The sequence below is a fragment of the Dactylosporangium sp. NPDC051484 genome, from assembly GCF_040689395.1.
Lineage (GTDB): Bacteria > Actinomycetota > Actinomycetes > Mycobacteriales > Micromonosporaceae > Dactylosporangium.
This window is the reverse complement of the sequence record NZ_JBFAZX010000001.1, coordinates 530,473-544,493: the sequence shown is the minus strand read 5'-3', so window position 1 is coordinate 544,493 and position 14,021 is coordinate 530,473. Positions and strand designations below refer to the sequence as shown.

The window sequence follows — 14,021 nt, the reverse complement described above, 5'->3', positions numbered from 1 at the left end:
TGGGGGCCGTCGTCGCGACTCGGGCCGGTCAGGCGGTGCGGTTTCGCTGGCGCAGCCAGATCAGCGGGCCGCTGACCAGGTAGGCCAGCACGACCACGACGAACGTCATCCGGTAGTTGACCAGCGCGCCGATGACCGGCAGCACCAGCAACCACGGCGGCAGCTTGAGCAGCCGGGCCAGCTTCGCGTAGGGGAAGCTGGAGACCATCGCCAGGCCCAGCAGCACCACGCCGGCCACCCGCAGCACGGGCGGCATCTGCGGAGCGATCAGCGTGCTCAGGGCCAGCACCGCGGCGCACATCGTGGTCGGCACGCCGCAGAAGAAGCGGCCGTCCTTGGGCGACACGTTGAAGCGGGCCAGGCGGATCGCCGCGGCGCACGCGACCAGCGCGCAGGCCGGCACGAGCAGGCCAGTCGGGGCCGAGCCGTTGAGCCAGGCGAACACCACGACCGGAGCGGCCAGGCCGAACGAGCACATGTCGGCGAGGGAGTCCATCTGGGCACCGAACGGGCTCGCGACGCCGAGCCGGCGGGCCAGGAAGCCGTCAAGGCCGTCGAAGACGACGCACGCGATGAGCAGCGAGGCCGCGATCCGGACGTCGCCGTTGTTGACCGCGATGAAGATCGCCGACAGGCCGAGCATCAGGCTGCCCAGGGTGCAGGCGTTGACCAGAGCGAACCGGATGCGGCGGGCGATCGTGTGCTCGCCGGGCAGCAGCGGGATCGCCAGCGGCGGCGGCTCGTCGCGCACTACGCCAGCCGGCGATTGGCCCGCCTGAGAGGCGACACCGGCCGGGCTGACCGGCGCGGCCGAGATCGCCTCGGCGGCCAGGTCCCGTGACAATCCGTCACTGCGGTGCATCCGAAGGCGCGGCAGCCGGACCCGGCCGGTGCTCATGTCGGTCTCCGCGGGGGGCACGAGCAGCGAGGTCGCGCCGGCGACATTGCCCTCACCGCGGCGGCCGACGCGTCCGGCGAAGAGCACCTGGCGGGCGAGGGAGCCGCTGTGTCGCAGCCGTCCCGCCCACTGCCGGCCCCCGCCAGGTCGCGGACTGTCCGTGGTGCGTCGTCGCTGCCAAGGTGCTCTCGGCACTGATCCTCCATGTAGGAACGAGGTTCCCACGGTCGCGTTTCGGGGTCGTTTAACCCCCGGTGTCCGTTTCACGAGCCTATCTCGCGATCTACACGATCCCATATCGTGACGCAGTTGGCGATGCCTCAGGAAGGAAACCGCCATCAGAGGCGAGCCACGGGACTACAGGGTGTAGTTTCTCGTTAACCTGCAGTCCATAGTAACGAGAGCGGTCACTCCGCCGTCGCAGGCAGTGAGAGGGCCCACTGGACCACCTCGGTCACGGGTAGATCCGGCAACTCCCCTGGCGCGAACCATGCCGCCGTCGCGGTCGACCCGCCGGCTGCCTCCGTAACGCTCGGTATCGACGGCTCGGGCACCAGCACCCGGTAGAGCGCCCGGACCGCGTGCCAGTTCATCGGATACCCCTCCGGGCCGACGACTCCGAGGCTGCGCCGGTGCGTGACCCCGAGCAGTTCGACGATCTCGCCTCGTTGGCCGGTCTCCTCGTACAGCTCGCGCAGCAGCGCGTCGGCCGGCTGCTCGCCGACGTCGGTGCCGCCGCCCGGCAGGTGCCAGCGGCCGGCCCCCGGAAACCCGCGGGCGATCTCGGTCAGCAGCACGCGCCCCGCAGGATCAGTGACGACCCCGTATGCGGCGAACCGCTGGCCCTTCGGCAGCTCCGACTCCGCGCCGGGCTCGGCGGCATGCGCGGGCGCCGAGCCCGACGAGGCGGCGGGCACCACGTCGAAGGTCACCCGGTCCTCGTGGACGCCGGGGGTAACCAGGGCACGCACCTCGCGTACCGCCGAAACCACCACCGGCAGCCCGGCCTCGTCGCGGAAGAGGCGGACCACCGCGGACGCGGGATTCTCCCCGTGCCGGATCGGGCCGCCAACCTCGTCGTCCGCGCCCGGCAGCCGCCCGTAGACCGTGATCAACCGAGTCTGCGTCATGGTGATCAGCGTAGGCCGACGCCGCGCAGTGCCTCCTCGGTCACCTCGGTCAATGGCAGCTCGTCCAGATCCTCGGGGTCGAACCAGCGCGCCTCGACGGTCGAGCCGCCGACGTCGTGGATGACCGGGCGGCTGGAGCGGGCCACGTGCACCCGGTAGAAGGCGCGCACGCCGTGCCAGTCGATCGGATAGCCCTCGGGGCCCAGCTGCGCCGCGTCACGGTGACTGGCCACGCCGAGCAACTCGACGATCTTGCCCTCCTGGCCGGTCTCCTCGACCAGCTCGCGGATGAGCGCGACGCCGGGCTGCTCACCGAAGTCGGTGCCGCCGCCGGGCAGGTGCCAGCAGCCACCGCCCGGGTAGCCGTCGGCGATGCGGGTGAGCAGGACGCGGCTGCGCCGGTCGGTGCAGACGGCGTAGGCGGCGAAGCGCTGCGCCCGGTGCAGGCCGTCGGGGCCCGGCACCGCGTAGAAGGACGGCACCTCGGGCACCCCGTCGGGCCGGATGTCGGCCGTGGCGTCGGGCAGGCCGAGGGCGTCGGCGGTGAACCGGCGCAGCGGCAGCGACTGCGCCTCCTCGAGCGTCACCCAGCGGGCGAGGTCGGTGGGCTGGCCGACCCGGTCGCGCAGGGCACCGCCGCGCACGGAGACCTCGTAGATCAGCCGGTCGGTGTGGATCGTCAGCCCCCGCGGCGGCAGCGCCCGCATGTCGGCGAGCACGTCGCGCAGCCGCACCACGGCGACGGACAGGCCGGTCTCGGCCGCCGTCTCCCGCACGACGGTGTCGATCGGGTTTTCACCGTGGTCGACCGCACCGCCGGGCAGCGACCACACGCCCGGCGTGCCGGACTTGGCCGAGGCGCGGACCAGCAGGAACCCGTCGCCGTCAGTGCAGACGCAGTAAGCCGCGATGCGCCGCAGCGGCTGTAACGCAGGAGTCACGTCGATCAATTGTCCGGTTTTTACCACCGGCCGCAAGACCGGAAACCACCTGAAGGGGGATTCACTCCCATTCAATGGTGCCCGGCGGCTTGGACGTGACGTCCACGACCACGCGGTTGACCTCCCGGACCTCGTTCGTTATCCGGGTCGAGATCTTGGCGATCAGCTCGTGCGGCAGCCGCGACCAGTCGGCGGTCATCGCGTCGTCGCTGGAGACCGGGCGCAACACGATCGGGTGGCCGTAGGTCCGCCCGTCGCCCTGGACGCCGACGCTGCGCACGTCGGCGAGCAGCACCACCGGGAACTGCCAGACGCTGCGGTCCAGCCCGGCCGCGGTGAGCTCCTCGCGCGCGATGAGATCGGCGGCGCGCAGGATGGCCAGCCGCTCCTCGTCGATCGCGCCGATGATCCGGATCGACAGCCCCGGGCCCGGGAACGGGTGGCGCATGACGATCTCCTCGGGCAGGCCGAGGGCTGCGCCGATCTGGCGAACCTCGTCCTTGAACAGCGTCCGCAGCGGCTCGACCAGCGCGAACTTCAGGTCGTCGGGGAGCCCGCCGACGTTGTGGTGCGACTTGATGTTGGCGGTTCCGGTGCCGCCGCCGGACTCGACCACGTCGGGGTAGAGCGTGCCCTGCACCAGGAACTCGACGTGCTCCTCGGCGTCGAGCTCGCGGGCGGCCTGCTCGAAGACCCGGATGAACTCCCGGCCGACGATCTTGCGCTTCTGCTCGGGGTCGGTGACGCCGGCCAGCGCGCCGAGGAACTGCGCGGACGCGTCGACGACCTTGAGGTTGATGCCGGTCGCGGCGACGTAGTCCTTCTCGACCTGCTCCGCCTCGCCTGCCCGCAGCAGCCCGTGGTCGACGAACACGCAGGTCAGCTGGTCGCCGACGGCCCGGTGGACGAGCGCCGCGGCCACCGCGGAGTCGACGCCGCCGGACAGCGCGCAGAGCACCCGCTTGTTGCCGACGCGCGCGCGGACCGCCTCGACCTGCTCCTCGATGATGTTGTTCGAGGTCCAGGTGGGCTCGATGCCAGCGATGTCGTAGAGGAAGCGGCGCAGCACCTCCTGCCCGTGCGGGGTGTGCGCCACCTCGGGGTGGAACTGCACGCCGGCCAGCCGGCGCACGGTGTCCTCGAACGCGGCGACGGGCGCGCCCACCGACCCGGCGGTGACCGTGAAGCCCTCGGGCGCCGCGGTGACGCAGTCGCCGTGGCTCATCCAGACCGACTGCTCGGCCGGCAGGTCGCGCAGCAGCACGCCGCCCCCGCCGGTGATCGTCAGCGCGGTGCCGCCGAACTCGCGCTGCCCGGTGTGGCGAGCCTCACCGTGCAGCGCGACGGCCATCGCCTGGAAGCCGTAGCAGATACCGAACACGGGCACGCCCGCCTCGAACAGGGCCGGGTCGACCTGCGGCGCGCCGTCCTCGTATACCGACGACGGACCGCCGGACAGCACGATGGCGGCGGGACGCTTGGCCAGCATCTCGGCGACCGGCATCGAGCTCGGCACGATCTCCGAATAGACGTGGGCCTCGCGCACGCGGCGGGCGATCAGCTGTGCGTATTGGGCGCCGAAGTCGACGACGAGAACCGGCGGCGGCGTGGTCATGCCGAAAAGCCTAGTCGGAGCGCGGCCGGTGCCTGCGCCGGGACCGCCGGGCGTGACGGAGCTATCGCCGCCACGGGGGTGTAGGGTGCGCCGAGCTCGGGGCGCGGGTCGGCCTCGCCCCTGTTGGGCCACATCGGCATCGCCCGCTCGGTCTGCGCGGTGATCGTCAGCGAGGGGTTCACCCCGATCACCACAACGTCGTAACGCATGCCCCATGGTGACCCAGGAGTAACGTACCGGGAAGGCCCTTCGATTTCGGTGCTGTTCTGCGGCAGACTGATCAACCATGGCGAGACTTCCCGGCGGACTGGCCGTCTGGCGTGGTCGCCGTCTGCTGGGTAGCCCGGCCGAGCCGTCGCCGCCCGCGCTGCCGGCGGTCGACGCGGGCAACCACGCGGCCCTGCACTCGCTCGTGCTCGACGCGCTGAAATTCGCGGATGTCCCGGCGCCGCAGTCGATACACCTCGGCGGCACCGCGACCGTGCGCACGACCGGCGGGGCACTCGTCATCGGGCTGCCGCTGGCGTGGGGCCTCTCCGCCGACCAGCTGCGAATCCTCCTGACCCACGAGCTCGCGCTGCCCGCCTCTCGCCACCCCGAACTGGTCCGCGAGCTGCTCAACGAGCGGCTACGCTCACCCGGCTCGGAGAAGGAGGCCGACCGGCGCGCGCGGCTGCTGGCCGCGACCGAGACGCTGCTGGCCGAGGCCGAGCGGATCCGCGACGCGGCGGCGGTGACCGCGGCCGGCGGCGGGCTCGGCGCGGTCGAGGACGCGGCCCTCGCTCTGCTCAAGGCCGCCGCGATCGACGGAGCCTTCGCGACCTTCGCCGCCGCCCCGCTGGCGTCGGGCACGATCTCGGCGTTCGCGACCGGATCGCTGCCCACGGCCGGCCCGATCCGGGCGGAGGATCTGCACGCCGGCTGGCGGCTACGGCTCGAGCGATGGGGCGCCCCGGCTCAGGACGCCTCGGCGTTGCACGGCGAGCTGGCGGCCCGGCACCCCGGGCTCGCCGAGGAGTTGCGCGCGGCGGCTGCCGGGCCGCTCGTGGCGCTCGCCCCGGACGCGGTCGCCCTGGACGAGCTGGGGCCCGCCGCCGGGCGCGCCCTCGCCGCCGAGGCGCTGAGCGCCGCCGAGGGCCCCTGGGTGCGCCTCGCCGACCTGCCCGTCGAGGCCTACCTGCCCGACGTCGAACGGCGGGCGAGGCAATATGTCGAGGCCGTGCACGAGGTGCTGGGCCGCGCCCCGGACGGGCGCGACGAACTCGCGGGCACGCTGCTGCGCCGCCCGGTCGACGTTGAGCGGGCCCGCCGCGGCCTGCCGCCCGGGGGCGAGGACGACGCCACCGCGCCGCCGTGGATGGGGGCGGCACTGCTCGCGGTCGTGGTGGAGTACGCGCTGCTGCGCCAGGGCTGGCGGCGCGAGCACCCGCTCCTGCCCCGCCGGCTCGTCGGCCCGGACGACTCGGGCGTGCTCGACCTCAACGAGCTGGTCCGCAGCGACCCCGCCCGGCTGCGCGCCCACCTGGGGTGAGCCGGCCGCTCACAGGTTCAGCGTCGGCGTGGCCGCCAGCTCGGCCGGGTGGACGACCAGGTAGCCGTTCGGCGCGTGCTGCTCGACGAGCCCGGCCGCGAGCTGGTTGGCGCCGTTGCCGTCGAAGCGCACCCCGTTCCACGGCATGATCGTCTGCGTGGCCGGGAACGTCACCTGCTGCACGGCGTTGCGGACCGCCTGCTTCGAGTAGTCGAGCGACTGGTCCATCGCCATCGCGAGCACCAGCGTCGCCATGAAGGCGTCCGCGGCGACCTCGGTCAGCTTGGTGTGAAACGCCTGCTCGTACATCGCCGCGACGACCTGTGCGATCGGGTTGCGCGCGGCGAACTCGTTCGACCAGCCGGCGGCCCGCAGCGCGGTCGGATTCTTCACCAGGTCGAGCGCGGACACGGCCGGCCCGATCGCGACCACCGGGGCAGTGCCCTTGAGCTTCACCGCGAGGTCGTTCGCCGCGGACGCCTCGGCCGCGCTGGTCACGATCGCGAGCACCGCGTCGCCCTTGGTCACCTGGCCCCCGGACTGCCCGGCCTCGGCGCCCGTCAGCGGTACGACACGGTCCTTGCCGGCCACCTCGTAGCCCGCGGCCAGGCTCAGGTCCTCGATCGAGTTCTTGAGGGCAGCAGCCTCGTCGGCGAGCGGGCCCGCGGGCGAGCCGGCCGCCGTGACGATCCGCTTGTACTGCCCGCCGCCGCGCTGGCGGTAGAGCAGGTCGAGCGCCGTGGTGACCATTCGCCGGTCGCTCGGCTGGATCCGGAAGTGCCCGATGCGGTTGAGTTCACCGAAGGTGTCCGAGGTGCTCAGCGCGTCGATCAGCGAGACGCCGAGCAGGTCGGTGACCCGGCCGGCGGGCAACGCCACGTCGATCGTGTCGGCCACCACAAGGCCAACGGCGCCTTCCTCGACCAGCCGGGTGGCCTCCTTCTCGACCTTTTCCGGCGCACTCTCGGTGTTGCCCGTAATCAGCGTCAGCTTCGTGCCGTTACGCAGTCCGGCGCCGGGACCGAGCGGCAGGGGCAGCGGCTGGGCCGGAACGTCCCGGTTGACGAGTTCGATGGCGAGCTTCGCGCCCAGCGTGGCCTGCTGGCCGAGGGCGGCGTTGGCACCGCTGGTCGGCACCAGCAGCCCGATCGCGATCGTGGCCGGCGCGCGCGATCTCGGCGTGTCGCCGCCCGTGCAGGCCGACATGAGTAACGCCGACGCGAGCACCAGGGCGGTCACTGCGGGCCGGAGACCCCGGGTGAGCACGGCGAAAGACTCCTTGCGGTGCGCGGCAGGTCGGACGGCCGTATCCTTCCCGTCCGCTCAATGCGGAGCAAGCCCGCCGTCCGCCTTGGAGTAATGTGACCTGCGCCACTATGACGTGGTTGGACACGAGTCGCATCCCTGGTTTGATAAGGGCCGCACGCTGCTCAGGCAGCGCGATGACGCATGCGAAAGGTGTGAAGGGGTGCAGACTTTCGCTTCGCCGCCTCCCACGCCGGCTCCGGCCGTCGTAATGAAGGTGAACAGCCATCGGCGGAGACGGCTGGGGGAACCGCAACGCCGCAGCGCATCGCTGTTCCGGGTGCGCGACTGGCGCGTGCCCACCAAGCTCGCGGCCGTCCTCGTCCTGCCGGCCGTCGCCTTCCTCGTCATCGCCGGCGTGCAGATCAACCTCTCGGTGCAGGACGCGACGAAGCTGAGTCAATTCGCCCAAGGGGTCAAGGTCGGCCGCCAACTGACCGAACTCATCCACCAGTTGCAGATCGAAAGGGACCGAACGGCCGGAGTTCTCGCCAAGTCGAACACCCCCGCCGCGCCCACCGGCCCGAACTCCGCCGACGAGCTCGCGGCGAGTTACGCCGCGACCGACGCGGCGCTGCAGGCCTTCTCCACGCAGGCCCACCCGCTGCTGGAAAACCCGGCCTTCAGCCAGACGCAGAACCGGGTCACCGCCGACTTCCAAGACCTCGCGCTCGTGCGCGCCGGCGTGAAGTCGCGCTGGCTGCGCGAGGAGGCGGTCTTCACGCAGTACTCCGTGACGATCCAGCACCTCTTCGACCTGGTGCCGGCCCGCCCGGACATCGGCGGTGACTCCCAGTCCGTCGCCGAGGTCTCCTCGCTGATGGATCTCGCGCAGTCCAAGGAGCTCAAGGACCAGCTGCGCGGGCGGATCTTCGCCGCGGCCAGCGCGGGCAGGTTCGCGCCCGACGACTTCGAGACGTTCTCGGAGATCCAGGCCCGGCAGGTCGCCGCCGTCGAGCGGTTCCGTGCCTCGGCGAGCCCCCGCCACCTCGCCCTCTACGACCGCAACCTGCGCCAGTCCGCGGTCTCCACCGTCGCCCGGCTACAGCGGGAAGTCATCTCCCGCGCCCGGGGCGCCGCGGTCGGCGTCTCCGCCGAGGACTGGTGGCGCGCCAGCACCCAGGAGCTGGACTACCTCCGCAGCATCGAGAAGGAGATGCTGGAGGACGCCATCAAGGGCGCCGGCAAACGCAGCACGACCCAGCGCAACAACGCGATCGTCGCCACCTCGGCCATCGTGCTGGTCATGCTCCTGGCGCTGCTGCTGTCCTGGCTCATCGGCCGGTCGATGGCCCGCTCACTGCGCCAGCTGCGGGCGCAGGCGCTCGACGTGGCCCAGCACCGCCTGCCCGAGGCGATCCAGCGCCTGAGGACGCTGCCGCGCGGTGAGACGGTCACGGTCGACACCACGACCCGGGTCCGCTCCTCCGACGAGATCGGCGAGGTCGCCGACGCGTTCACCGCCGTGCACCGCAGCGCGGTCAGCCTGGCCGTCGAGCAGGCGGTCATGCGGCGCAACGTCAACGCGATGTTCATCAACCTGGCCCGCCGGTCGCAGACGCTGGTCGAGCGCCAGCTCCAGCTGCTGGACCAGCTGGAGTCGGCGGAGACCGACCCCGACCAGCTGGCCAACCTGTTCCGGCTGGACCACCTGGCCACGCGCATGCGCCGCAACGACGAAAACCTGCTGGTCCTCGCCGGCAGCGAGGCGACCCGCCGGTGGGCGCAGCCGGTCTCCCTTTCCGCCGTGATGCTCGCGGCGATGGCCGAGATCGAGCAGTACGCCCGGATCCGCCACGACGTGCCCAGCGACATCTACGTCGTCGGCCACGCCGTCTCCGACATCGTCCACCTCTTCGCCGAGCTGCTGGAGAACGCGACGACGTTCTCCCCGCCCGACACGGTGGTGGCGGTGACGGGCTGGCCGGCCCAGCAGGTCCGCGAGGCGACGATCGTCATCGAGGACAAGGGCATCGGCATGACCGAGTCCGGCGTCATCGAGGCCAACGAGCGCGTCTCCAGCCCGATCGCGATCGACGTCGCCGCCTCCGAGCGGATGGGCCTCGTCGTGGTCGGTCACCTCGCCGACCGTCACGGGGTCTCGGTCCGGCTCACCGCCACCGAGGGCGGTGTGACGGCATACGTGACGCTGCCGGCCCGCCTGCTGGCCGCGCCCCCCGAGGGTGCGGGGCTCTACGGCAACGCCGCCAACTGGATCGCCGGCGCGGCCCGGCTGCCGGTCGACGGCGGCGCGGTGCCGGTGCTGACCGGGCCCGAGCTCGACGACGCGCCGACCGCCGTGCTGCCGGCCCTGCCCAGCCGGCCGACATCCACGGCCGGCCAGGAGGGCGCGGAGGGGGCACGGCCGGTCTCCGGGGTGCCCGCGGTCGCGGCGCCGCAACTGCCGCACGCTCCGGCGACGGACACGACCTGGCCCGTGGCGTCCTCCGCCGCGGCGGCCGCGGCTCGTGAGGCGGCGGACCCGGAACAGAGCGCGGAACAGAGCGCGGAACAGAACACGAGCCAGAACACGGCCCAGAACGCGGGTCAGGCCGACGGGGCCATCGAGTCGCAGATGCCGGTAACGGTGGGCCAGACCGCACCGGTCCCGGCCGCGCCGGTTTCCTCGGCCCCCGTCCCGGCGACCCCCGTCTCGGCGGCCCCCGCGTCGGCGGCGCCGGTCTCCGCCGCGCCGGTCTCCGCGGCCCCCGTCCCGGCGACGCCGGTTTCGCCTGTGCCGCTGTCGGCGACGCCGCCGTCCGGGGTGCCGGCCGCGGCCAGTACGCCGGTGGCTGGGCCGACCGGTGCGCCGCTGTCGGCGACGCCCTCGTCCGGGGTGCCGGCCGCGGCCGGTGTGCCGGTGTCGGGGGCGGCCGCGTCGACGCCGCCGGCGAACCACGCCGCGAACGGAGGCCCGGCCAGCATCCGGCGTGGCCCGAGCCGCGCCGAGGACATCCTGGGCGCCGCGGCGCGCGGCAACGTCGCGCCCCCGGCGAAGGGCACCCGCTGGTGGTCCCGCGGCGGGGGTGGCGACGCGGCCGCCACGTCGCGGGCGATCCCGGTGCAGCGCCAGCCGGTCACGGCCGGCACCAGCAACGCCGGGCTGCCCATCCGCGTCCCGCTAGCCCAGCTGCCGGGGGACCCCACCGGCCAGGTGCCGGCGCCCGAGCCGGTGCAGCCGGTCGCGGGCCCCCATATGGAACCGGATCCGGCTAGCGTTGGGAGCATGCTCACCCGGTTCTACAGTGGTGTGCACCGGGCCGCGAACGAGGACGAGGTGCCCACGGTGCCGATCAACGAACATCGAGGGAGCACGGCGTGACCCTGAGCCAACAAGCACGGGACCTGAGCTGGCTGATCAACGCGTTCACCGAGCGGGTGCCCGGCATCGCACATGCTGTGGTGGTCTCCTCCGACGGCCTGCTGGTGGCCGTCTCCGACCACCTGCCCCGCGACAGCGCCGATCAGCTGGCCGCGGTCACGTCCGGCCTGGTGAGCGTCACCAGCGGCGCCGCACGGATCTTCGACGGTGACGAGGTCAAGCAGACCGTGGTCGAGATGGGCCAGGGCTTCTTCCTGGTCATGTCGATCCGGGACGGGTCGATCCTGGCCACGCTGGCCGGCCGCGAGGCCGACATCGGCGTGGTCGGCTACGAGATGGCCCGCCTGGCCAAGCAGGCCGGCGAGATGCTGACCCCCGCGCTGCGCGCCGAGCTGCAGCAGGCGCTCCCCCGCTGAGCCAACCGTGAACGATGGGAGGGCCGGAAACCCGGCCCTCCCATCGGCGTCGCTACGCACTGATCAGCGTGCGCTCATCACACAAGCAGGACAGGCCCGGGCCCGCGACGGTCGCGCGGACCCCTGACCCGTCCTGCTCGTATTACTTGCCTTACTTGTCGAGAACGAGGCCGACCTTCTGGAACTCCTTCAGGTCGCGATACCCGCACTTGGCCATCGCCCGGCGCAGGCCGCCGAAGAGGTTGAGCACACCGTCGGGGTCCTCTGAGGGGCCGTAGAGCACCCGCTCCAGGGTGCCCAGCGAGGGCTCGGCCGAGCCGAACGAGCCGCGCGGCAGCTTCGGGTGGCTCGCCGCCGAGTGCCACCACGCACCGCCGGCCGGGGCCGTCTCGCTGCGCGACAGCGGCTCGCCGACCATGACGGCGTCGGCGCCGCAGCCCAGCGCCTTGGCGATGTCGCCGGAGGTCTGGATGTTGCCGTCGGCGATGATGTGCACGTATCGCCCGCCGGTCTCGTCCAGGTAGTCGCGGCGCGCGTCGGCGGCGTCGGCGATCGCCGTCGCCATCGGGACCCGGATGCCCAGCACGCGGTCGGTGGTCGACCACTCGTCGGCGCCGATTCCCACGATGACGCCAGCGGCGCCGGTGCGCATCAGGTGCAGCGCGGTCTGGTAGTTGGTGCAGCCGCCGACGATGACCGGCAGGTCGAGGTCGGCGATGAACTCCTTGAGGTTGAGCGGCTCGTCGGTGGTCGAGACGTGCTCGGCGGAGACCAGCGTGCCCTGGATGACGAGAAGGTCCACGCCGGCGTCGAGGATCACCGGGGCCAGGGCGAGCGTGTGCTGCGGCGACACCCGCACGGCCACCGTGACGCCGCCGTCGCGGATCTCCTTGACCCGCTCGCCGATCAGCTCGGGCTTGATCGGCTCGGCGTAGACCTCCTGGAGACGGGCCGTGGCGCGCGCGTCGTCGTCCAGCCCGGCCAGCTCCTCCAGGATCTTGGTGGGGTCGGTGTACCGCGTCCAGAGCCCCTCGACGTTGAGCACGCCGAGACCGCCGAGCTTGCCCAGCGCGACGGCCGTGGCCGGGCTCATGGTGGCGTCGGAGGGGTGCGCCACGCAGGGAATCTTGAACGGGTACGCGTCGAGCTGCCAGTTCGTGGAAACGTCGTCGACGTCGCGGGTGCGGCGCGTCGGGACGATCGCGATGTCGTCCAGGTGGTAGCCACGCCGGGCGATCTTGCTGAGCCCGATCTCGACCACGTCACGCATTGTCAGCTCCTGTTGGATTCGGGGTGTGGACCACCGCTACCGCGAGTGGTAGTTCGGTGCCTCGACGGTCATCTGGATGTCGTGCGGGTGGCTCTCCTTGAGCCCGGCCGCGGTGATCCGAATGAGCCGGCCGCGCTCGTGCATCTCGGGGACGGTCGGCGCGCCGACGAACCCCATGCCGGAGCGAAGGCCTCCGATGAGCTGGTGGGCGACTGCGGCGAGCGGGCCACGGTAGGGCACCTGGCCCTCGATGCCCTCGGGGACCAGCTTGTCGTCGGAGAGCACGTCGTCCTGGAAGTAGCGGTCCTTGGAGTAGGAGCGCGCCTGGCCGCGGGACTGCATGGCGCCGAGGGAGCCCATGCCGCGATACGCCTTGAACTGCTTGCCGTTGATGAAGATCAGGTCGCCCGGGCTCTCCTCGCAGCCGGCGAGCAGGCTGCCCAGCATCACCGTGTCGGCGCCGGCCACGATGCCCTTGGCGATGTCGCCGGAATACTGCATGCCGCCGTCGGCGATGATCGGCACGCCGAGCGGGCGGCAGGCACGGGCGGTCTCCATGATCGCGGTGATCTGCGGCACCCCGACGCCGGCGACCACCCGGGTGGTGCAGATCGAGCCGGGCCCCACGCCGACCTTGACCGCGTCCGCACCGGCCTCGGCAAGCGCCTTGGCGCCCTCGTAGGTGGCCACGTTACCGCCGACGACGTCGACCGACGTCTCCTTCTTCAGGCGGGCGACCATGTCGACGACCTGCCGGTTGTGCCCATGCGCGGTGTCGACCATCACGATGTCCAGGCCGGCGTCGATGAGTGTGCGGGCCCGCTTGTAGGAGTCATCACCGACACCCACCGCGGCGGCGACCCGCAGGCGGCCCGCCTCGTCCTTGGTCGCGTGCGGGAACTTCTCGCTCTTGGAGAAGTCCTTCACGGTGATGAGGCCGCGCAGCTTGCCCGAGTCGTCGACGATCGGCAGCTTCTCGATCTTGTGCTTGCGCAGCAACGCGAGCGCCTCGTCCTTGCTCACCCCGACGCGCGCGGTGATCAGCGGGGCGACGGTCATGATGTCGCGCACCCGGGTGTTGGGGTCGGACAAGAAGCGCATGTCGCGATTGGTGACGATGCCCACGAGCTGGCCCTCGGCGTCGGTGACCGGGACGCCGGAGATGCGGTAGCGGCCGCACAGCGCGTCGACCTCGCGGAGGGTGGTGTCGGGCGAACAGGTCACCGGGTTGGTGATCATGCCGGCCTCGGACCGCTTCACCAGGTCGACCTGCTGCGCCTGGTCCTCGATCGAAAGGTTGCGGTGCAGGGTGCCGATGCCGCCCTGCCGCGCCATGGCGATCGCCATCCGTGCCTCGGTCACGGTGTCCATGGCGCTGGAGACGAGCGGTATCCGGAGGGTGATGTTCCGGGTGACTCGACTCGAGGTGTCGACACCACTGGGCACGACGTCCGATTCGCCCGGAAGTAGCAGCACGTCGTCGAAGGTCAGGCCCAACGGCAGCACGTCAGGTCGCGAGAAGTCCATGAAGCGCATCCCAGCTCTCGGTCGTCCAGCGGGTGCGTCTCATCGTACTTCCGCCCCGGCGGCGCA

At 72.1% G+C, this 14,021-nt stretch carries 10 protein-coding genes and 1 pseudogene; 3 read left to right on the top strand and 8 right to left on the bottom strand.

Annotated features, from left to right (window positions below):
* Window positions 1–28: 28 nt before the first annotated feature.
* From AB0367_RS02720 to AB0367_RS02700, 5 genes and pseudogenes are all read right to left on the bottom strand, one after another.
* Window positions 29–1,015, bottom strand: a complete 987-nt coding sequence (locus tag AB0367_RS02720) for a CDP-alcohol phosphatidyltransferase family protein (RefSeq protein WP_366224647.1) — start codon at window positions 1,013–1,015, stop codon at window positions 29–31.
* A 290-nt stretch (window positions 1,016–1,305) separates the two neighbouring features.
* A complete protein-coding gene (locus tag AB0367_RS02715) occupies window positions 1,306–2,028 on the bottom strand; it encodes an NUDIX domain-containing protein (protein WP_366224399.1) in 723 nt (240 codons plus the stop codon).
* A 5-nt stretch (window positions 2,029–2,033) separates the two neighbouring features.
* Complete coding sequence (locus tag AB0367_RS02710) at window positions 2,034–2,969, bottom strand: NUDIX domain-containing protein (protein ID WP_366224398.1); 936 nt, start codon at window positions 2,967–2,969, stop codon at window positions 2,034–2,036.
* A gap of 61 nt (window positions 2,970–3,030) precedes the next feature.
* Window positions 3,031–4,584 carry a glutamine-hydrolyzing GMP synthase gene (gene guaA, locus AB0367_RS02705; protein WP_366224397.1) on the bottom strand — a complete coding sequence of 518 codons (1,554 nt, stop codon included), beginning with the start codon at window positions 4,582–4,584 and terminating at the stop codon, window positions 3,031–3,033.
* Window positions 4,581–4,772, bottom strand: a pseudogene (locus tag AB0367_RS02700) (cholesterol oxidase); the annotation flags it as partial. The pseudogene AB0367_RS02700 and the gene guaA, both read right to left, overlap by 4 nt.
* A 98-nt stretch (window positions 4,773–4,870) precedes the next feature.
* On the opposite strand from AB0367_RS02700, the gene AB0367_RS02695 reads away from it, so the two are divergent.
* A complete protein-coding gene (locus AB0367_RS02695; protein WP_366224396.1) occupies window positions 4,871–6,115 on the top strand; it encodes a hypothetical protein in 1,245 nt (414 codons plus the stop codon).
* A 9-nt stretch (window positions 6,116–6,124) separates the two neighbouring features.
* Here the strand turns inward: AB0367_RS02695 and AB0367_RS02690 are convergent, their stop codons facing one another.
* Window positions 6,125–7,381 carry an ABC transporter substrate-binding protein gene (locus AB0367_RS02690; protein WP_366224395.1) on the bottom strand — a complete coding sequence of 419 codons (1,257 nt, stop codon included), beginning with the start codon at window positions 7,379–7,381 and terminating at the stop codon, window positions 6,125–6,127.
* A 319-nt stretch (window positions 7,382–7,700) separates the two neighbouring features.
* Here AB0367_RS02690 and AB0367_RS02685 point away from each other — a divergent pair, with 319 nt between their 5' ends.
* Together AB0367_RS02685 and AB0367_RS02680 are read left to right on the top strand one after the other, a co-directional pair.
* Window positions 7,701–10,742: a nitrate- and nitrite sensing domain-containing protein gene (locus AB0367_RS02685; protein WP_366224394.1), complete on the top strand. Its 3,042-nt coding sequence runs from the start codon at window positions 7,701–7,703 to the stop codon at window positions 10,740–10,742.
* Between the two features lie 2 nt (window positions 10,743–10,744).
* Window positions 10,745–11,158 (top strand): roadblock/LC7 domain-containing protein, encoded by a 414-nt coding sequence (locus AB0367_RS02680; protein ID WP_344616054.1) that lies wholly within the window; start codon window positions 10,745–10,747, stop codon window positions 11,156–11,158.
* Window positions 11,159–11,309: 151 nt separating this feature from the next.
* Here AB0367_RS02680 and AB0367_RS02675 read toward each other — a convergent pair whose 3' ends face one another.
* The gene (locus tag AB0367_RS02675; protein WP_366224393.1) at window positions 11,310–12,428 is read right to left on the bottom strand and encodes a GuaB3 family IMP dehydrogenase-related protein; all 1,119 of its coding nucleotides are present in this window, start codon (window positions 12,426–12,428) and stop codon (window positions 11,310–11,312) included.
* Window positions 12,429–12,464: 36 nt separating this feature from the next.
* A complete protein-coding gene (guaB, locus tag AB0367_RS02670) occupies window positions 12,465–13,955 on the bottom strand; it encodes an IMP dehydrogenase (protein ID WP_366224392.1) in 1,491 nt (496 codons plus the stop codon).
* Between the last annotated feature and the right edge of the window lie 66 nt (window positions 13,956–14,021).

What these genes read in the sequence shown, in the direction of transcription:
- AB0367_RS02695 (WP_366224396.1), top strand. Translation starts at nt 4,871, where the DNA reads ATGGCGAGACTTCCCGGCGGACTGGCCGTCTGGCGTGGTCGCCGTCTG.
- AB0367_RS02715 (WP_366224399.1), bottom strand. Translation starts at nt 2,028, where the DNA reads ATGACGCAGACTCGGTTGATCACGGTCTACGGGCGGCTGCCGGGCGCG.
- guaA (WP_366224397.1), bottom strand. Translation starts at nt 4,584, where the DNA reads ATGACCACGCCGCCGCCGGTTCTCGTCGTCGACTTCGGCGCCCAATAC.
- AB0367_RS02675 (WP_366224393.1), bottom strand. Translation starts at nt 12,428, where the DNA reads ATGCGTGACGTGGTCGAGATCGGGCTCAGCAAGATCGCCCGGCGTGGC.
- guaB (WP_366224392.1), bottom strand. Translation starts at nt 13,955, where the DNA reads ATGGACTTCTCGCGACCTGACGTGCTGCCGTTGGGCCTGACCTTCGAC.